Annotated in this window: 13 protein-coding genes and 3 tRNA genes; 7 read left to right on the top strand and 9 right to left on the bottom strand. The window is 73.2% G+C overall.

Going from position 1 to position 18,606, the window contains the following annotated elements:
* Positions 1-50 precede the first annotated feature (50 nt).
* Positions 51-689, bottom strand: a complete 639-nt coding sequence (locus RM446_RS15760) for a TetR/AcrR family transcriptional regulator (RefSeq protein ID WP_311546061.1) — start codon at positions 687-689, stop codon at positions 51-53.
* 204 nt (positions 690-893) lie between these two features.
* Here RM446_RS15760 and RM446_RS15765 point away from each other — a divergent pair, with 204 nt between their 5' ends.
* Positions 894-2,069 carry an acyl-CoA dehydrogenase family protein gene (locus RM446_RS15765; RefSeq protein WP_311546062.1) on the top strand — a complete coding sequence of 392 codons (1,176 nt, stop codon included), beginning with the start codon at positions 894-896 and terminating at the stop codon, positions 2,067-2,069.
* Positions 2,070-2,150: 81 nt separating this feature from the next.
* Here RM446_RS15765 and RM446_RS15770 read toward each other — a convergent pair whose 3' ends face one another.
* Together RM446_RS15770 and manA are read right to left on the bottom strand one after the other, a co-directional pair.
* A complete protein-coding gene (locus RM446_RS15770; RefSeq protein ID WP_311546063.1) occupies positions 2,151-2,525 on the bottom strand; it encodes an FKBP-type peptidyl-prolyl cis-trans isomerase in 375 nt (124 codons plus the stop codon).
* A 97-nt stretch (positions 2,526-2,622) separates the two neighbouring features.
* On the bottom strand, positions 2,623-3,801 hold the full coding sequence (gene manA, locus RM446_RS15775) for a mannose-6-phosphate isomerase, class I (RefSeq protein WP_311546064.1): 1,179 nt from the start codon (positions 3,799-3,801) through the stop codon (positions 2,623-2,625).
* Between the two features lie 231 nt (positions 3,802-4,032).
* Between manA and RM446_RS15780 the strand changes: the two genes are divergently transcribed.
* On the top strand, positions 4,033-7,131 hold the full coding sequence (locus RM446_RS15780) for an alpha-mannosidase (RefSeq protein WP_311546065.1): 3,099 nt from the start codon (positions 4,033-4,035) through the stop codon (positions 7,129-7,131).
* Between the two features lie 198 nt (positions 7,132-7,329).
* Positions 7,330-8,796 carry a GntP family permease gene (locus tag RM446_RS15785; protein WP_311546066.1) on the top strand — a complete coding sequence of 489 codons (1,467 nt, stop codon included), beginning with the start codon at positions 7,330-7,332 and terminating at the stop codon, positions 8,794-8,796.
* Between the two features lie 30 nt (positions 8,797-8,826).
* Here the strand turns inward: RM446_RS15785 and RM446_RS15790 are convergent, their stop codons facing one another.
* Positions 8,827-9,546 (bottom strand): FadR/GntR family transcriptional regulator, encoded by a 720-nt coding sequence (locus RM446_RS15790; protein ID WP_311546067.1) that lies wholly within the window; start codon positions 9,544-9,546, stop codon positions 8,827-8,829.
* A 127-nt stretch (positions 9,547-9,673) separates the two neighbouring features.
* Here RM446_RS15790 and RM446_RS15795 point away from each other — a divergent pair, with 127 nt between their 5' ends.
* Complete coding sequence (locus RM446_RS15795; protein ID WP_311546068.1) at positions 9,674-10,210, top strand: gluconokinase; 537 nt, start codon at positions 9,674-9,676, stop codon at positions 10,208-10,210.
* Between the two features lie 22 nt (positions 10,211-10,232).
* Here the strand turns inward: RM446_RS15795 and RM446_RS15800 are convergent, their stop codons facing one another.
* The 4 genes from RM446_RS15800 to RM446_RS15815 all read right to left on the bottom strand — a co-directional run bounded on the left by RM446_RS15800 (position 10,233) and on the right by RM446_RS15815 (position 15,095).
* Entirely contained in the window at positions 10,233-11,111 is an 879-nt protein-coding gene (locus tag RM446_RS15800; protein ID WP_311546069.1) for an IclR family transcriptional regulator, read from the bottom strand.
* A gap of 241 nt (positions 11,112-11,352) precedes the next feature.
* Positions 11,353-12,333 carry a LysR family transcriptional regulator gene (locus tag RM446_RS15805; RefSeq protein WP_311546070.1) on the bottom strand — a complete coding sequence of 327 codons (981 nt, stop codon included), beginning with the start codon at positions 12,331-12,333 and terminating at the stop codon, positions 11,353-11,355.
* Positions 12,334-12,717: 384 nt separating this feature from the next.
* Positions 12,718-13,494: a GntR family transcriptional regulator gene (locus RM446_RS15810; RefSeq protein WP_311546071.1), complete on the bottom strand. Its 777-nt coding sequence runs from the start codon at positions 13,492-13,494 to the stop codon at positions 12,718-12,720.
* 302 nt (positions 13,495-13,796) lie between these two features.
* Positions 13,797-15,095, bottom strand: coding sequence for a molybdopterin molybdotransferase MoeA (locus RM446_RS15815; RefSeq protein WP_311546072.1), 1,299 nt, complete (start codon positions 15,093-15,095; stop codon positions 13,797-13,799).
* 195 nt (positions 15,096-15,290) lie between these two features.
* On the opposite strand from RM446_RS15815, the gene RM446_RS15820 reads away from it, so the two are divergent.
* The 3 genes from RM446_RS15820 to RM446_RS15830 all read left to right on the top strand — a co-directional run bounded on the left by RM446_RS15820 (position 15,291) and on the right by RM446_RS15830 (position 15,568).
* Positions 15,291-15,363, top strand: a tRNA-Gly gene (locus tag RM446_RS15820).
* Positions 15,364-15,404: 41 nt separating this feature from the next.
* A tRNA-Cys gene (locus RM446_RS15825) sits at positions 15,405-15,478 on the top strand.
* A gap of 13 nt (positions 15,479-15,491) precedes the next feature.
* Positions 15,492-15,568, top strand: a tRNA-Val gene (locus tag RM446_RS15830).
* Between the two features lie 849 nt (positions 15,569-16,417).
* Here RM446_RS15830 and RM446_RS15835 read toward each other — a convergent pair.
* On the bottom strand, positions 16,418-18,505 hold the full coding sequence (locus RM446_RS15835; RefSeq protein WP_311546073.1) for a BTAD domain-containing putative transcriptional regulator: 2,088 nt from the start codon (positions 18,503-18,505) through the stop codon (positions 16,418-16,420).
* Positions 18,506-18,606: the final 101 nt, after the last annotated feature.

The raw sequence follows: 18,606 nt of genomic DNA on the forward strand, positions 1-18,606 counted from the left end.
CTTGTAGCTATCGTCACTGGAAATCGTTTTTCATCACGATAGCTACAAGATCAACGGGTTTCGCCGTCGAGCGCGGCGAGGGTGTGGCCGAGGCCGTCGAGGAACGCCGACAGCGCCAGCTCGAAGCTGGCATCGTCGATCTCGGCGGCGTGCTCGGCGAGGCGGTGCGCCTGGGAGAGGTTGGGGTAGCGGTCGCGGTAGACCTGCACGTCGGCGTCGAAGCCGCGGGCGAAGGAGTTGATCGCCGCCCCCACCACCAGGTACTTGGTCGAGGCGCCGATCATGGTGGCGTGGCGCGGCGGCCAGCCCGCCGCGACCAGCCCGCCGTGTACGGCGTCGGCGCGGCGCAGCGCGGCCTCGCGGCGGCCCGGGCCCGCGGCGACGACCGGCACCAGGTTGGGGTGGGCCGCCAGCGCCGCGCGGAAGGAGCGGGCCCACACGGTCAGGCCGTGCCGCCAGTCGCCGTACGCGAACCCCGAGACGTCCACCTCGGCCATGATCTCGTTGGCGATGTCGGCGAGCAGGTCCTCCTTGGTCCGGTAGTGGCTGTAGAGCGACGCCGCCTGCACGTCCAGCTCCTGGGCCAGCCTGCGCATGGAGAGGCTCTCCAGGCCGTCGCGGTCGACGAGTGCGAGCGCCGCACTGCGGATGCCGGTCACGCTCAGCATCGGCGTCCTGGGTCGGGCCACCGTTTCCTCCCGTCATCGGCTCGCGCCGCGGTCCGCGGCGACTGGGCCTGAGGCGATCCTGCCACGCCGCACGGGTGCGCGCAGGCGCGAGCACCCGCCCGGACCGTGCCGCCCGCGCGGCCGAGGGGGCGGCTTGCGCGCGGACGCGGGCAGCGCCTACGCTCAAAACCGAACACTGTTAGGTAAATTGGGGAGCTGGGGCGGATGGTCGACTTCGGACTGAGCGAGGAGCAGCGGGAGATCCGGGCGTGGGTGCGCACCTTCGTCGAGCGCGAGATCATGCCGTTGGAGAACGACGTGCTGCGCCGCGAACGCGGAGGCGCCGCGCCGGGGCTGAACGCCGACGAGGTGCGCGGCCTGCGGGAACTGGCGCGCAAGTCCGACTTCTGGGGTGTGCAGACCCCCGTCGAGTACGGCGGCATGGGCCTGGACGCGGTCACCGCCGCGCTCATCGAGGCCGAGCTCGGCCGCACCTTCCTGACCTTCAAGTTCGGCGGCGAGGCCGACAACATCCTCTTCCACGCCGACGAGGAGCAGCAGAAGCGCTACCTGCTGCCCACGATCTCCGGCGAGCGCCGCTCGTGCTTCGCCATCACCGAACCCGGCGCCGGCTCCGATGCCAAGGCGATCCGCGCCCGCGCCGTCAAGGACGGCTCAGAATGGGTGATCAACGGCGAGAAGACGTTCATCACCGGCGGCTGCGAGGCCGACTTCGCGCTGGTCTTCGCCGTGACCGACCCCGACCTCGGCGCCGACGGCGGCGTCACCTGCTTCCTGGCCGACCGCGAGTCCGGCTGGACCTCCCAGCCCATCGACACCATGGGCGAGCGCCGCCCGGCCTCACTGGTCTTCGACGGCGTGCGCGTGCCCGAGGCCAACGTGCTGGGCGAGGTCGGCAGGGGCTTCGAACTGGCGATGCAGTGGATCGGCAAGGGCCGCTACCTGCTGCCGGCCCGCGCGTTGGGCGGCTGCGAGCGGATGCTCCAGATGAGCATCGACTACGCCCAGACCCGCCGGACCTTCGGCGCCGCCATCGCCGAGCGCCAGGCCATCCAGTGGATGATCGCCGACTCCGAGACCGAGATCGAGGCGCTGCGGCTGCTCGTACTGCACGCGGCCTGGCAGGTCGACCAGGGCCGCGACTCCCGCCACGCCCAGTCGATCGCCAAGCTGTTCGGCGGTGTCAAGGCCAACGAGATCGTCGACCGGATGATGCAGATCCACGGCGGCATGGGCTACACCCGCGAACTGCCCATCGAGCGCTGGTACCGCGACCTGCGGCTCCTGCGCATCTTCGAGGGCACCGACGAGATCCAGCGCCGAACCATCGCCCGCGACCTGCTCAAGGGCCGCGTCACGGTCGGCGAGACGCTGCGCTGATCCGCCCCCGCGCAGGCGGAGCGGGCGGCGCCCGTCGGCCGGGGCGCCGACCCGCGCCGGCCGCGACGGTGGGGCGAGCCCTCAGCTCACGCCCACCAGATCGACCGCGAACACCAGGGTCTCGCCGGGCTTGATCACGCCGCCGGCGCCCCGGTCGCCGTAAGCCAGGTGGGGCGGGACGACCAGCCGGCGGCGGCCGCCCACGCGCATGCCCAGCACGCCCTGCTCCCAGCCTTCGATCACCTGGCGCCCGCCCAGCACGAAGCTGAGCGGATCGCCGCGGTTCCAAGAGGCGTCGAACTCCTCGCCCGTGGACTGGGAGACGCCGACGTAGTGCACGTCGACAGTGGAACCGTGCCCGGCCTGCGCGCCCTCTCCGATGGTCAGGTCGGCGACCTCGAGATCGGCCGGCGGCGGGCCCGGCGCGACGTCGACTCGGGGACGTTCGAGCGTCATGAGGCACTCCTCGCCAAGGTCGGATCGGGTGTCTCAGCGTACCGGCGGTCCGGCGCACGCGCACTGCGGCGCCCTCGGGCCCCTCCGCGGCGGCCGCTCAGTCGCCGACCGTGGCCGCCACCAGATGGCCCTCCCCGCGCACGGTGACCCGCCCGCAGCACGCCGGCACGAACACCGACTCGCCGCGCCCCAGCGCCAGGACCTCGCCGGACTCCGCGACCAGGTCGGCCGATCCGTCCAGACACAGCACCACCGACGGCGCGCCGCCGTCCAGCCGGGTGCTGATGGGCCCCGGCCCGGCGGTGGCCAGCGCGAACTCCGAGACACCGGGACGGAACTCGGTGCGCCCGCGGTCGGGCACGGGACCGGTGAAAGGGATGGGCAGCACGGAGAAGTCCACGACCGACAGCACCTCGGCGGTGTCGACGTGCTTACCGGTTAGTCCGGCGCGCAGCACGTTGTCCGAGCCGGCCATGACCTCCACCGCCGTGCCGCGAAGGTAGGCGTGCACGTTGCCCGCGGGCAGGAACAGCGCCTCGCCCGGGCGCAGGCTGACGCGGTTGAGCAGCAGCGCCGCGACCGCGCCGGGATCGCCCGGATACCGCTCGGCCAGCTCCACGATGGTGTCGTGGTGGGCGCCCGCGCCCAGACGCTTCCACTCCGCCACGAAGCCCCCCACCAGGTCCGAGCGCACATCCTCGGGCAGCGTGAGCAGCCGGGTCAGCGCGGCGCGCAGGGCGGCGTGCACGCCGGCGGCCCCCAGGTCGGCGCGCAGCCGCCCGGCCAGGTCGCCGGTCAGCCCGTCCAGGTCGGCGCGTGCGGCGGCCGGGTCGCGGAACCCGCACAGGGCCTCGAACGGCTCCAGCGCCAGGACCAGCTCCGGCTTGTGGAAGGGGTCGCGGTAGTTGCGGTGCGGGGCGGTGACCGGGATGCCGGCGGCCTCCTCGGCGTCGAAGCCCGCGCGGGCGCGGGCGGAGTCGGGGTGGACCTGCAGCGACAGCGGCTCCTCGGCGGCCAGCACCTTCAGCAGGAACGGCAGGCGCTCGCCGAACCGCTCGACGGTGCGCTCGCCCAGCATCTCCTCGGGTGCGGCGGCGATGACGTCGTCGAAGGAGGAGGGTCCCTCGGGGGTGACGACGGTGCTGGGGGCGCCGGGGTGGGCGCCGAGCCACAGCTCCGCCTGGGGCCGCCCGTCGGGCTCGATACCCAGCAGCCGCGGGATGGCGGTGCGCGCCCCCCACGGGTACGGGCGTACCTGGTTGATCAGCCTGTGCATCCGCCCTGCTCTTCCCGTTCTCCTACGCCGGTGTCCCGTCGGTTTCAGTCTGCTCGACCGGGCACCGCCGCGTCAGTCCGGCCGCCCCTTCAACCGGCGGTGGTGCTGGCACCACCCGCGCGCCGCGCCGCGCCGGTCCAACGTATCGAACCGCACGGCGTGAACCTTGACTTCCCGGGCGGGGGCGGAGAGCGTACCGGAAGGCCGCCGCCCAGGCAGACGGAGCGCCGCATGCACGACGAGCACGCCCGACTCGACCGCCGACTCACCCGTGTGCTGGGCCAACGCCTGTGGGCCTCGGTCTATGCCGCCGCCGTCCCGCTGACCGTGGAGCGCTGGGACGCTCCCGGCGGGCCGGTTCCGGCCGCCGAGGGCGTCGCGGCGCCCTACTCCCCCGCCGCCGTCGGCCAGGCCTGGGGACCGCCGTGGGGGACCTCCTGGTTCCGCTTCACGGGCCGGGTGCCCGCCGAGTGGGCGGGCCGCACTGTGGAGGCCGTCCTCGACCTCGGCTTCGACCCCGACCGGCCCGGGTTCTGCGCCGAAGGGCTGGTGCACCTCCCCGACGGCACACCGCTCAAAGGGCTCAACCCCCGCAACCGCTGGGTGCGGGTCGCCGCGCCGGCGCGCGGCGGCGAGGGGGTCGACCTGCGGGTGGAGGCCGCGGCCAACCCGGTGGTCCTCGGGCCGGACGGCTTCGCTCCGACGCCGCTGGGCGATCCGGCCACCGCCGGCTCCGCTCCGCTGTACCGGCTGCGTCGGGCCGACCTGGCGGTCTTCGACCCCGAGGTGTGGGGCCTGAGCATGGACGCCGAGGTGCTGGGCCAGCTGATGCGGGAGCTGCCCGAGGGGTCGCCGCGCCGAGCACGCATCCGCACCGCCCTTTCGCGAGCCCTGGACGTGCTCGACCCGACCGACGCGGCCTCCACCGCCGCCACGGCCGGCTCGGCCCGCGAGTTGCTGGCGCCGGTGCTGGCCGACCCGGCCGAGGCCAGCGCGCACCGCGTCTCGGCGGTGGGCCACGCCCACATCGACTCCGCCTGGCTGTGGCCGCTGCACGAGACGGTGCGCAAGGTGGCGCGCACCGTCGCCAACGCCACCGCGCTGATGGAGGACCACCCCGACCTCGTCTACGCGATGTCGCAGGCCCAGCAGTACGCCTGGCTCAAGGAGAGCCACCCCGCGCTCTTCGCCCGGCTGCGCAAGCACACGCGCCGGGGGCGGTTCGCACCGGTGGGCGGGATGTGGGTGGAGGCCGATACCAACATGCCCGGCTCCGAGGCGCTGGCCCGCCAGTTCTCCTACGGCAGGCGGTTCTTCCGCGACGAGCTGGGGGTCGAGACCCGCGAGGTCTGGCTGCCCGACTCCTTCGGCTACTCCGCCGCGCTGCCGCAGCTGGTGCGGCTGTCGGGGTCGCGCTGGTTCCTCACCCAGAAGCTGTCGTGGAACGCCGACAACGCGTTCCCGCACCACACCTTCTGGTGGGAGGGCATCGACGGCAGCCGCGTGTTCACCCACTTCCCGCCGGTGGACACCTACAACGCCGAGTTGACCGGGCACGAGCTGGCGCACGCCGCGCGCGGGTTCCGCGACGCCGGGCCGGCCTCGCGCTCGCTGGTGCCCTTCGGCCACGGCGACGGCGGCGGCGGACCCACGCGGGAGATGCTGGCGCGGGCGGCGCGCACGGCCGACCTGGAGGGCTCGCCGCGGGTGCGCCTGGAAAGCCCGGCGGAGTTCTTCGCCGCCGCCGAGGCGGAGTACGCCGACCAGGCTCCGGTGTGGCTGGGCGAGCTGTACCTGGAGCTGCACCGGGGCACCTACACCAGCCAGGCGCGCACCAAGCAGGGCAACCGGCGCAGCGAGCACATGCTGCGCGAGGCCGAGCTGTGGGCGGCAACGGCGGCCGTGCGCACCGCGGACGCGGGTTCGGGCGCCTACCGCTACCCCTACGAGCGGCTGGAGGCGCTGTGGAAGCGGGTCCTGCTGCACCAGTTCCACGACATCCTGCCGGGCTCCTCGATCGCCTGGGTGCACCGCGAGGCGACGCGGGCCTACGTCCGGATCACGGCGGAGCTGGAGGAGATCGCCGACGGCGCCCGCCGGGTGCTCGCCGGGGGGACCGGCGCCGGGGAGCGCGGCGGCGCAGGCGCGGTCACCGTGTTCAACGCCTGTCCGCACGAGCGCGGCGGCGTGGCCGCGATGGGCGGGCGGTCGCGCGCGAACGCAGGGGGCGAAGGCGGGGCCCCGGAGGCGCCGGCGGTCGCGCTCGGCCGCGACGGCGGCGGCTACGTGCTGGACAACGGCCTGCTGCGCGTGGCGGTGGACGCACGGGGCCTGGTCACGTCTGTCGTGGAGGCGGCGAGCGGCCGCGAGGCGCTGGCGCCGGGGGCGGCCGCCAACCTGCTTCAGCTCCACCGCGACCTGCCCAACGCGTGGGACGCCTGGGATGTCGACGCCTTCTACCGCCGCACCTTGGCCGACCTCACCGCCGCCGATTCGGTGCGGGTGCTGCGCGAGGCCCCCGAGGGCGCGGCGGTGGAGGCGGTCCGCTCCTTCGGCTCCTCCACCGCGCGCCAGGTCGTCGCACTGGAGCGGGGGTCGGTCCGGGTGGACTTCACCGCCGAGGTCGACTGGCACGAGCGCGAGCGCTTCCTCAAGGCGGCGTTCCCGCTGGATGTGCGCGCGTCCGAGGTCGCGGCCGAGATCCAGTTCGGCCATGTGCACCGCCCGGCCCACACCAACACCTCCTGGGACGCGGCCCGGTTCGAGGCCTGCGGGCACCGGTGGGTGCGCGCGGGCGAGCCGGGCTACGGGCACGCGCTGGCCACCGCCTCCACCTACGGCCACGATGTGGACCGCGCGGTGCGCCGCGACGGCGGAACCACGACCGTGCTCCGCCTGTCGCTGCTGCGGGCGCCGCGCTTTCCCGACCCCGAAGCCGACCAGGGCCGGCACGTCTTCGCCTACGCGCTGGTGCCGGGCGCCGGCATCTCCGACGCCGTGCGCGAGGGCTACCGCCTCAACCTGCCCGAGCGGGCGGCGCCCGGAGGGGCCGACGTGGCTCCGCTGGTGGCGGCGGAGGGCGCGGGCGTGGTGGTCGAGTCGGTGAAGCTGGCCGAGGACCGCTCGGGCGCCGTGGTGGTGCGTCTGTACGAGGCGCACGGAGCCCGGGTGCGCGGCGCGCTGCGCGCGTCGTTCCCGCTGGCCGGCGCCGCTGCGGTGGACCTGCTGGAGGAACCGCTGGACGAGGGCCCGATCGAAGTCTCCGGCGGCCGGGTGGCCTTCGCCCTGCGCCCGTTCCAGATCCTCACCCTGCGGCTGGCGCGGACCTGAAAGCCCGGCCGCGCCGAGGATGCCGGCGGTCGAAGGGCGACCGCCCCGCGACCGGCGGCGACGTCCGCCGCACGGTTCGGATAACAATTCCGAACGGGGAGGATCACACGTCCTCACAAATGGTATTACCATTGCCGCCAGCCGTCTTGGCGCACGTCACATCGCGCGCCAGCCTCATCCCCATTCCCGGAGGAACCCGTGGAACCGATAGACCCCGCATACGGCACGGTGCCGCTGCTGCTGATAGCGGCCGCCTCGATCGCCGTGCTCCTGGCACTCGTGATCTGGGCGCGGCTGCACGCCTTCGTCGCGCTCGTCCTGGTCAGCCTGGGCGTCGCGCTGGCCACCCGCATCCCGCTGGACGACGTCGTGCCCACCATGCTCTACGGCTTCGGCGATACGCTCGCCAGCGTCGGACTGCTGGTCGGCCTGGGCGTGATGATCGGCCGGCTTCTGGAGGTCACCGGCGGCGCCGGTGTGCTCGCCGGGGCGCTGATCAGCGCCTTCGGGGAGAAGCGCGCGCCGCTCGCACTGGGCGTCGCCTCCCTGATCTTCGGCTTCCCGATCTTCTTCGACGCCGGACTGATCGTCATGCTGCCGATCGTCTTCAGCGTCGCGCGCCGCCTCGGCGGCTCCGTGCTGCTCTACGCGCTGCCCACCGCGGGCGCCTTCGCCGTGATGCACGCCTTCGTTCCGCCGCACCCCGGCCCTGTGGCCGCCGCGGGCCAGATCGAGGCCGACATGGGCGTCACTCTGATCGTGGGCCTGGTGCTGGCCGTGCCGACCTGGTACATCGCCAGCTACCTCTACTCGCTCTACGCCGGGCGCCGCTTCTACCTGCCCGCCCCCGCCGAGTTCGGCGCCGCCGCGCCCGAGGACGGCGCCGCCCAAGAGGGGACCTCCGGCGGCACGGGCGGCGGTACCGCCTCGAAGACGGCCGCCCGGACCGCGCCCGCCGCCGACACCGTGCCCCAGGGCGCGCCGCGCCTGGCGACGGTGCTGGGCATTCTCCTGCTGCCGATGGTGCTCATCTTCGCCAACACCGGCCTGACCACCCTGAGCGCCACGGGCGCCGTGCCCGGCGACGCCCTGTGGGTCCAGGCGCTCGTGCTGGTCGGCCAGACGCCCATCGCCCTGCTGATCACCACCCTCGTGGCCATGGTCGCGCTCGCTCCGGGCCGCTTCTCCAGCAACTACCTGGAGAAGCTCGCCAACGACTCGCTGGCGCCGGTCTGCTCGATCATCCTCATCACCGGGGCCGGCGGCATGTTCGGCGGCGTGCTGGAGATCAGCGGCATCGGCGACGCGCTCGCCGGCAGCCTGGAGTCCACCGGCATGCCGGTGATCCTGGCGGCGTTCGTGATCGCGGCGTGCCTGCGGGTGGCCCAGGGCTCGGCGACGGTCGCGCTGACGACCACCGCCGCGCTCGTCGCCCCGCTGGTCGCCTCCTCCGGCGGCCTGAGCACCGTCGACCTGTCGCTGATCGTGGTGGCGATCGCCTGTGGCTCCACCGTGCTCTCCCACGTCAACGACTCCGGGTTCTGGCTGGTCGGCCGGTTCCTGGGAATGGACGTCAAGACCACGCTGCGCACGTGGACGGTGATGGAGACGCTTCTCGGCACCGTCGGCTTCGTGCTGGCGGCGCTGCTGAGCCTGGTCCTGTAGGCCGGGGCCCTGGAGGGCGGCTCCGCCCCCTCAGCCGCAGTCCGCGGCCTCCTCGTCCTCCAGGGCCGCAACGACCTCGTCGACGATCGCGCGCATGGCGGCCTGGGCCACATCGGCCAGGCCGCCTCCGATCGCATCGGCGACGTGGGTGTGCAGGCGCAGCGCCTCGGGCCGGGGCCGGCGCGGCATCAGGTCGTACTCGGTGCGGCCGGTCAGCACCTCCGACACCACGCCCGTCAGACCGGCGAACATTTCGTTGCCCGACATCTCCAGAATGCTGCGGTGGAACTCGATGTCCAGGCGCAGGAAGGCCTCCAGGTCGCCGCTGCGCCCAGTGGCGACCATGCGCTCGTTCAGCTCCAGCAGGAACTCGCGGTCGGCGGGGGCCGCGCGGCGGGCGGCGAACGCGGCGGCGGGCGGCTCTACGGCGGCGCGCAGCTCCGTCAGCGAGCGCAGCTGGCCCATCCGGCCGGGTCCGGCCAGCCGCCACCGGATCAGCTGCGGGTCGTGGACGCTCCACTCCTCGGGCGGGCGCACCCGCACGCCGGTGCGCGGACGGCTGACCACCAGGTGCATGGACTCCAGCACGCGCACGGCCTCGCGCGCCACGGTCCGGGACACGCCGTAGCTCTGGGCCAGCCGGTCCAGGGTAAGAACGGCTCCGGGCTCGTACTCGCCCGCGGCGATCGCGGGTCCGACCTCTGCGAGGACGCGGTTGTGCAGGGTCCGGTGGTCGGCGGCGGCGCTCATGTGTCTCCTTCGGCCCTGCAGCGGCTGCGAGGGCACGGGGGCGCCCGCAGCACGTCGGCGATTCATTGGTAACACTATTAGGGCGCGTACACCGCGCGTTCACAGATCCGCACGGTTGGAGCAAGGAATGGCACACGGCACGCACTTCGTCGTCATGGGCGTCTCCGGCACGGGCAAGAGCACCGTCGCCGAGCCCCTCGCGCGGCGCCTGGACCTGCCCTTCGCCGAGGCGGACGACTTCCACCCCGCCGCCAACGTCGCCAAGATGTCGGCCGGCACGGCGCTCACCGACGAGGACCGGCAGCCGTGGCTGGAGGCGCTGGCCGCGTGGATCGCCGGGCACGACGGGCGCGGCGAGTCGACGCTCATGGCGTGCTCGGCACTCAAGCGCAGCTACCGCGACGTGCTGCGCGCGGCGGCCCCCGACGTCCGCTTCCTGCACCTGGACGGATCCACCGAGCTCATCGCCGCGCGGCTGCGCGAGCGCAAGGGCCACTTCATGCCCGAGACGCTGCTCCGCTCCCAGAAGTCCACCCTGGAGCCGCTTGCCGACGACGAACCGGGCGTCACGCTCGATATCGCACCTCCGGTCGAGGAGGTCGTCGAGCGCGCCGCCCGGATCGTGGCCGCCGCGCTGGGCTGCGAGATCGACTCGCGGGGGTAGGTCCGGCGGCGCAGCGGTGCGGTCAGGTGTCGGCGGTTTCCATGTGCCCCATGCGGATCGAGATCTCCACGGCGGCTCTGCAGACCGCCTCACCGATGGCGGGGAGCTTGTCCTCCTCCATCCGGTAGGAGGGGCCCGACGCGCTGAGGGCCGCGATGACCTCGCCCGTGAGCCCGCGGATGGGCGCGCTTACCGCGTTGAGGCCCACCTCCAGCTCCTCGACCGCCTTGGCGAACCCCTGTTCGAGGATTTCGTCGATCTCGGCCTGCAGGGTGTCGGCGTCGGTGATTGTGTGGGGGGTGAGCTGCTCCAATGGCCCGCGCAGCACCCGACGCTGGTCGGGGACGCGCATGTAGGCCAGCAGCACTTTTCCGGTGGAGGTCGTGTGCAGGGGGTTCTGCCGGCCGATCCAGTTCTGGCTGACGATCGCCGAGGCCCCGCGGACCTGATCGATGTTGACGACCATGTCTCCGCTGGGGATGGCGATGTTCACCGTCTCACCGAGCTCGGATGCGAGATCTTCGCAGACGCGCCGACTCTGCTGGGTGAGGTCGAGTCCGGCGGCCATGGTTCCGGCCAGACGGATTATGCCGAACCCGAGTTGGTACTTTCCGCGCAACCCCGGCTGCTCGACGAGTCCGCGCCGCTCCAGGGCCCCGACGAGCCGGAACGCCGTGGACTTGTGCACGCCCAACTCGGCCGCGATCTCGGTGACCCCGGCTTCGCCGTGCTGAGCGAGTATCTCCAGAACAGTGATCGCCCGGTCGACCGACTGGACGGGCGCCCCGTTGCTGCCCGAGCCAGACTTGGCCGACTCCGCTTCACCGCCCGACCCCCGCTCGATCCGGCCTGGATCAAGGGTGCTTTGACTCTTTCCTGCGCGGTGGTCGTTGGAAGCCATGTACACCACGATAGTGGTCGATCCTTGACACTCCCTGGACACGCCCGAATGACTTGTTGTTCTTGCAGGTCACAGGCTTCCTCACGAGTAAACTCAGACCTCTGGCGCAGCGGCCGGGCAGGCGGGGCGAGGGAGGCCCCGTCCGCCCCTCCGGCGTGCGCCCTCAGCGACCCCACCCCGCACCCACCGTCGATATCGATGATCAGCGGAGTTCCAGCAGCGGCGCACCGCCCGGCGCTCCTCAGTCCTCCCGCAGGGGAAGTCCGCCGCCGGAGTCCCGGGGCGCCGGCACCGGGCCGCCCTGAGCCGACCCCGGCAGCAAGGCGTCGAGGCGCCCCTGCAACGGCACCGAACGGGCGAAGGCCGCCAGGTCGGCGGCCAGCAGCGGCTCGGGGTGGTGCTCGGCGATCACCAGCCCCACCCCAGTGGCCTCGCCGGTCTCGGCCAGCGGGACCGCGCGCAGCCCGTCGGGCATACCGCCGGGCGCAAGCCAGGAATGGGTGACCACCGCGCAGCCGCCGCCCCGGCTGATGTGCTCGTAGAGCGCGGGCAGCGAGTCGACCTCGACCCGCACCGCCGGATCCTCGCCGGTGGCCGCCGCCACGGCATCGGCCGCGCGCGGCCACAGCGGATCGGGCAGCAGGCGGCACAGCGGCACGTGCGCGACCTCCTCCCAGTCCAGCGCCGCACGGTCGGCGAAGCGCCCGCTGCCGGAGGTCAGCAGGACCGGGCGTTCCCGGTAGAGCACCGTGCGCCCGCGCGAACGCGCCGGGTCCAGGGGAGTGCGCAGCGTGGCGCAGTCGAGGGCGCCGTCGGAGAGTGCCCGCTGGATTTCGGCGGCGGACATGGTGCGCACGCTCAGGGCCACCCGCGGGTGCCGGGCGCCGAAGGGAGCAGCGACGCAGCCGAACGCGGCGGCGGCCTCGGGCAGCACCCCGATGCGCAGCGTGCCGATGCGGCCCTCGCGGACCGTGTCGACGTCGGCGGTGAGGCGGTCGCGCTCCTCTAGAATCCGACTCGCCCACAGCAGTACCCGCTCCCCTTCGGGGGTGAAGCCCTCGAACCGGTGGCCGCGCCGCACGATGGACACGCCCAGTTCGGCTTCCAGCTTGCGGATACCGGCCGAGAGCGCCGGCTGCGAGACGTGGCAGGCGAGCGCGGCACGCGCGAAGTGCCGCTCGCGCGCCAGGGCGACGAGGTACTCGAACTGCCGAATCAGCATCCCCGTTCCCATCCGCATGCGATGCCGACCGGGGCCGGACCCAGGGGTTGTCCGGCCCCGGCGTCGACGACGGGGCCGGCATCGACCGATGCGGCACCGTGCGCGCCATCGCCACCCCTCCAGCGGAGAGGTCGCCCTACATTGTGGTGTCTTGGACCACATTCGCGCCAGTCGTGCGCCCGAAATCACTCGAGTTTCCGGAGCGGTGGGCCGGCGGAGCCGCGCTCGGAGCGGCGGTCTTCGGCGAGGCAGCGCCGGCGCCGCACCGCGCTCGCAGACGCGGGGACGCGCGGGGACGCGCCGCAAGGAGGCGACCCCACCGCGCTCGGCGGGCAGCGACACCCGCGGTGCCGACAGCCGCCGCCCCGAGCCCGCCCGCGGCGGTCAGACGGCCGAGCGGTGCCCGGCGGCGCCGGCGGTCTCGCTCTCTGCAGCCTCGGCGTCCTCGTTGTCCTCCGCGAGGCCCTCGAGCCCGTCACCGCCCTCAAGCGCCTGGTCGTGGTAGGCGAGTCGGGTGGCCTCGGTGTGCTCATGCATGAGGGCGGCCGCGCGCTCCTGGTCGCCGGCCTCGATCGCCTCGATGATGGCCTCGTGCTCCTTCCAGGACTCGCGGCCGCGCTGCTGCACCACGAACCCGTGGTACCAGCGCACCCGCCGCGCGACCTGTCCTGCCAGCCCTTCCAGCACCTGGTTGCCCGCGATCTCGACAATGCCGTGGTGCAGTGCAGCGTTACTGTCGACCATCGCGTCGGTGTCGCCGCGCTCAAGGCCTTCAATGCCGGCGCGCCACTGCTCGCGCAGCCGCTCGACCCCCTCGGGAGTGGCGGCGCCCGCGGCGAGCCGGGCGGCTTCGGTCTCCAGCAGCGAGCGCACGGCCAGCAGCTGGTCGGCCTCGCTCTCGCTGGGCTGGTGCACGAACGCGCCGTAGCCCGGGCGGAGGTCCACCCAGCCCTCGTTGCTGAGCCGCTGCAGCGCCTCGCGGACCGGCTGGCGGGAGACACCCAGCTGCTCGGCGAGCTCGTTCTCGACGAGGTGGCGTCCGGGCGGCAGCCGCCGCCGCGTGATGAGCTCCAGCAGCGTCTCGTAGACGCTGTCGCGCAGCGGGGCCGGCCGCTGCACCGGATTGGCCAGCACGCCTTTGTCGAGGTGGGACGAGGTCATTGGTCCGCGGCTTTCGTCGGCTACAAGTCGGAGCCCTTGCGAGTACCGATTTCGGGTCCGAGTCTAGGCCAGTCGGGGGCGCCGAATCGCATGAGAGGGCCCCGCGGCACGGTCGTCCGGCGGCCGCGAGCCGCTGAGGTGCGGGAGCGCGCCCGCGGACGGCGCCGATCCCGGTCCGGCCGCGGCCGCACGCGCGCAGTCCCCCGACGGTGCGCTACGCGGCGCGCGGGGTTCGCGGAGCGGGCCCCGCAGCCGAAGTGCCAGGCATGTCCCCGGGCCGGACCGCAGCAGCCGACCGCCGATCAGCGCGGCAGCCACAGGAGTGCGGCGTGCGGTCCGCTCCAGCCCGGCGGGATCACAGCGTATGCGTCGGCGAGGGCCGCGCCGCGCAGGCTGCCGGGCCGGTCGTAGCCGACGGGCTCGGCCTGACCGCCGGCCACGCGCACCGCCACGAGCCGCGTGTCGTGGGCGTGCGGCTGCACGGCGCCCTTCACCCGCATCGACGGCGGCAGCGCGGTGTCCGCCTCCGGGCCGCCGGCCATGGCGCGCAGAGCGGGGATGAGCAGCGTCGCGGCGGCGGCGAGTGCGGCGTTGGGATTGCCGGGCAGTCCGACCACGACCGTTCCGGGAGTGTCAGCGGATGCGGGGACGGGATTGTCGGTGCCCCCCGGACCGGCGGGGGCGCCCGGCCACCCGCCTGGACCACCGGTGACCCCGGGACGGCCGAGGTAGGCCAGCAGTTGCGGATGACCGGGGCGGCAGGCGACGCCGTCCACCACCACCGTCGCGCCGACGGCGGACAACGCGGCTCGGAGGTGGTCGGCCGGTCCCTTGGACGAGGCCCCGCAGACCACGAGGACGTCAGTGCCCGCATCGCGGACCGCGCGCAGCGCCGCCGACATCGGCTCCAGCCCGTCTTTTAGTAACCGCGGCTCACCCACCAGCTCGGCACCGGACGAAGCGGCGATACCCGGCAGCATCGGACCGATCGCGTCGCGCACCCGCCCCGCGCCCGGCCGTCCGGACACGGCGATCTCGTCGCCGGTCACCAGCACGTCCGCGCGCGGGCGGCGCACCAGGAGCGTGTCGTGGCCCAGCGAAGCGGCCAGACCGACCAGAGCGGGGGTGACGGTCGTCCCCGCGGGGACCACGGTGTCGCCCGCGAAGGTGTCCTCCCCCGCGCGCCGCACGTGTCGGCCTGGCGCGATCTCACCGCTCACCCGCTCCCGGCCGTCGGGCGGCGCGCCGCCGGCCGGGGAGACGACGGCGTGCTCGTAGGGCAGTACGGCGTCCGTTCCGTCCGGCACCTGCGCGCCGGTGGCGATCTCGACGGCCTGCCCGTGCAGCAGTCGGCCGACCGCTTCGGCGGCGCCGACGGCTCCGGCCAGCACTCGCCCCAGCACGGTCCATTCGGGCCCGGGGCCGGCGACCGCGTAGCCGTCCATGGCGGCCGCGTCGTGGGGCGGCACGCCCACGAGCGCGGTCAGGTCGCGGGCGAGCACTGCGCCGAGCGCGCCGCCGAGCGGGACGGCGCGCGCGCCGGAACACCCGCCCCGCGCCCCGAGCCGGCGCGCCTCCTCGCGCGCCTGCGCCCACGGCATCACAGCGTTCCCGCACCGGACCATCGCACTCCTCCGGCTAGCGCCGACGTCTCGCCCCTGCACGCCCCCTGTATATCTGCGGCCCTGGACGCCTCCTCTGTCAACCCGCCCGCCGATTTGCCGTCTGCCGACTTTCCGCTAAAGTTCTAACCGAACGAAGGCGCAGGCCCGACAGGGATCGGCGCCCGATCGTACGCGGACGTGGCTCAGCTGGTAGAGCATCACCTTGCCAAGGTGAGGGTCGCGGGTTCGAATCCCGTCGTCCGCTCGGAGACATCCGGGGGTCCTCCACAGCCCCCTCATGAGTCCGGTGGAGTGGCCGAGAGGCGAGGCAGCGGCCTGCAAAGCCGTCTACACGGGTTCAAATCCCGTCTCCACCTCCAGCCACCACCCTTGGGGCGGTTAGCTCAGTTGGTTAGAGCGCTACCTTGACACGGTAGAGGTCACAGGTTCGAATCCTGTATCGCCCACCAGCATCACTGCAGGTCAGGTTGGGTCTCTCAGATCTCTGCACGGACGGCGTCAGCCGCCGTGGGAGATATCTGGGAGATCATCTTTTTTCAGGGGGTCGTTTCAGACCCTCACGCGGCCTCGTCCCGGTAGTGCACATCGGTCGGCTACGGCACAAAATGGCCCCAGTTTTCGTCGCTCTGCGTGATCGAGCCCGGTGAGGCTGTCCTCCCAGCGGCGGGTCAGCGCCTGAAGGATCCGGGACTTGGTCGCGGGTGTGACGTGCTCGTAGACATCGGCCATCCCCGGCATCCGATGCCCCAGCCGCGCGGCCCTCCCGACTTCCGGGATCCCGTCGTCAGCCAGCCAGGTGCGGTGAGTGCGGCGCCCCTCGTTGAAGGTGACCCGGGAAGGATCGGCGACCGCAGCCACGCCTGCCCGCTTGCGGGCCGCCCGTCGAAGGCCGGACGCCAGAACCGGACGCGGAAACTGCCGCGCCGTAAATGCCCGCCGTGCGGGCCGGTGAAGACGTAGGCCCGCGCACTGTGTGCCAGCAGCCCCCGGTAGAGCCGGTCGACGAAGGGCGGCAACTGCACCCACCGCTTGCCCGCCGGCGTCTTGGCGCGTTTGGCCTTCCTCAACCGCCCGGCGGTCTCCTGTAACGGGGTACGCACCGGAATCGCGTGGTTGACCTCGTGGTACTCGTGGGGCTCCAGAGCGACCAGCTCCGACCACCGGGCGCCGCTGTAGGCGTTGATAGGCCTCTGGTCGGCCTGGGCCAGTGGGTCAGGGTTCATACTTCCGCTTCCCCACGCGCCGCAACAACGCCGCGCTGGCCTCGGCCAATCGCACCGTGGTCGGTGTGGACGTCTTCACCCCCGCGCGGTGGCGCTGGCCGCGGTGTCGAGGTAGTAGTCGAGCAGCCGGGTGACCGCGGTTTCACGCTCGGACTCGGTTTCCTCCCGCTCGACGGCCCGCCGCGCGTACTCGGCAAGAAGGCCGGGGAGAAGGTACCGGCCCCGATCGCCCACCACGATGAAGTGCTCACGGGCCAGCCGCTCAAGCAGTGATCCGGCACACGCCGGAGCAACCGCGGCCAGCGCCGCGGCGGTGTGCTCGCTGACATCCGGGCCCGGGTGCAGGGCCAGCAGGCGGAACATGCGCCGCTCATCGGCGCCGAGCGCGTTGTACGAGAGGTCGAAGGTGGTGGTGAGCCGCCCTCCCATGTCGAGCTCACCGATCCGATCGGCTGTGGTGGCGAGCCGGTCGGCCACGTCGGCCATGGTCCACGCCGGCCGGTTGCGCAGGCGTCGCGCCGCCAAGGCCACGGCGAGCGGATGGCGACCGCACAGGGCCGCGATCGCCTCGGCGCGGGCCGGCTCCGCGGCCGCACGGGCGCCTCCCGCGACGGCCGAAAGCAGAGCCTGCGCATCCGTGGGGGTGAACAAGCCCAGCGTCAGGGCGTGAGCACCACTGATCGCCAGGGCCCGCCGGCTGGTGATGAGCGCGGAGTTCGTCGGCCCGTCCGGCAGCAGCGGGGCTACCTGTTCCTCGCTGTCGGCATTGTCCAACAGCACCAGCGCGTTCTTGCCGCGCAGCCGGTCGCGGTAGAGCGCCGCTCGCCCGTCGAGCGATCGCGGTAGCCGGTCGTCCGGAACGCCCGTCATGCGCAGGAACGAGCCGAGCACCGTCGCCGGATCGGCGGGCGGTCGGCTGGAACGGCCGCCGAGGTCCGTGTAGAGCTGCACGTCGGCGTAGTGGCCCGCGGCCAAGAGCCGGTGGGCGGCGTGGACAGCAAGCCGGGTCTTGCCGACCCCGCCCATGCCGGAGATGCGGTAGATGGCGGGGCCGCTGCCGGGCGGGCCCGCGAGCACGTCGTGGAGTGCCCCGAGCTCGGCGGAACGGCCGGTGAACTCCGCGATGTCCGGCGGCAGCTGGTGACGAGCACCGACCGGCTCGGATCTGGCCCCGACGTCCTGCCGCAGTACTCGCTGGTGTGCCTGGTCGAGCTCCGTTCCGGGGCCGGTACCGAGCTCGTCGGCGAGGCGCCGCCGCAGCGTGTCGAACACGGAAAGCGCCGCCGCCTGCTGGCCGCTGCCGGCGAGCGCCATCATCAGTGCGGCGTGCGCCGCCTCGTCCAGCGGTTCGGCGTCGGTGACCTTCAGGAGCAGGGGGACCGCATCCTGGTTGCGCCCGAGTGCCGCGGCGTTGGAGGCGTACTCGACCACGACCGCGTGCCACTGCCGCGTCAGCGTGACAACACCGGGGTGGCTGTTCAGCCGGTCGAGGCCGGCGAGGGGAGCCCCGCGCCACAGCTCCAGGGCACGCTGGTAGAGGCCGTGAGCGCCGAGCCGGTCCCCGGTGCTGCGCGCATGCCTGGCCTGAGCGACGAGGCGGCGAAAAACCAGATGGTCCAACTGATCTTCAGGGACGACCATCCGGTACCCGCCGTCGACGGAGACGAGCGTCGGGAAGGTGTCGGCCTGCGGCACCGGCCGCCGTGGGTGCAGCCGGCGTCGGAGACGCGACACGCGTGACTGGAGCGACTCCGTGGCTGTAGGCGGTGGCTGCGCCTCCCACACCGATTCGACGAGCGTTTCGCGGCCGACCGTTGCGTTGGGGGAAAGCGCCAGGAGGCCCAGGAGCACGCGCTGCGCCTGCGACCTGGGACCAACGGCGTGCCCGTCGACGGTGACGCGTAGCGGGCCGAGAATGTCGACACGTACACGGGGGCCACTGCTCAGGTCGGTCCGGACCAGTTCGCGGACGTCGGCGTGCGGCAGTCCCACGGCGTCAGCGACCCGGCGCAGCGTGCTCTCCCGTGGCCGGGTGACGCGCCCCTGTTCCACGTCGCGGAGTCCCGCCAGGCTCAGGTCCGCGAGCTGCGCCGCTTCCCGCTGGGTCAGCCCTGCACGCCGGCGCGCCTCCCTGACGCGCCGACCCACTCCGTCCGGTTCCATAGCTGGATCCCCCGATCACTGGTGCCTCCGCCGGAAAGACGCGTGTTGCGACATTCTTGCGGATGGAGGAGTCGGCGCGGTTGTTCGAGCCTCCGTGGCAG

It is taken from the genome of Streptomonospora wellingtoniae, assembly GCF_031845375.1.
In the GTDB taxonomy this organism is placed as follows: Bacteria; Actinomycetota; Actinomycetes; order Streptosporangiales; family Streptosporangiaceae; genus Streptomonospora; species Streptomonospora wellingtoniae.

Coding starts and splice junctions, on each gene's coding strand:
- RM446_RS15765 (WP_311546062.1), top strand. CDS start 894: ATGGTCGACTTCGGACTGAGCGAGGAGCAGCGGGAGATCCGGGCGTGG.
- RM446_RS15770 (WP_311546063.1), bottom strand. CDS start 2,525: ATGACGCTCGAACGTCCCCGAGTCGACGTCGCGCCGGGCCCGCCGCCG.
- manA (WP_311546064.1), bottom strand. CDS start 3,801: ATGCACAGGCTGATCAACCAGGTACGCCCGTACCCGTGGGGGGCGCGC.
- RM446_RS15780 (WP_311546065.1), top strand. CDS start 4,033: ATGCACGACGAGCACGCCCGACTCGACCGCCGACTCACCCGTGTGCTG.
- RM446_RS15790 (WP_311546067.1), bottom strand. CDS start 9,546: ATGAGCGCCGCCGCCGACCACCGGACCCTGCACAACCGCGTCCTCGCA.
- RM446_RS15795 (WP_311546068.1), top strand. CDS start 9,674: ATGGCACACGGCACGCACTTCGTCGTCATGGGCGTCTCCGGCACGGGC.
- RM446_RS15800 (WP_311546069.1), bottom strand. CDS start 11,111: ATGGCTTCCAACGACCACCGCGCAGGAAAGAGTCAAAGCACCCTTGAT.
- RM446_RS15805 (WP_311546070.1), bottom strand. CDS start 12,333: ATGCTGATTCGGCAGTTCGAGTACCTCGTCGCCCTGGCGCGCGAGCGG.
- RM446_RS15810 (WP_311546071.1), bottom strand. CDS start 13,494: ATGACCTCGTCCCACCTCGACAAAGGCGTGCTGGCCAATCCGGTGCAG.
- RM446_RS15815 (WP_311546072.1), bottom strand. CDS start 15,095: ATGCCGTGGGCGCAGGCGCGCGAGGAGGCGCGCCGGCTCGGGGCGCGG.
- RM446_RS15835 (WP_311546073.1), bottom strand. CDS start 18,505: ATGGAACCGGACGGAGTGGGTCGGCGCGTCAGGGAGGCGCGCCGGCGT.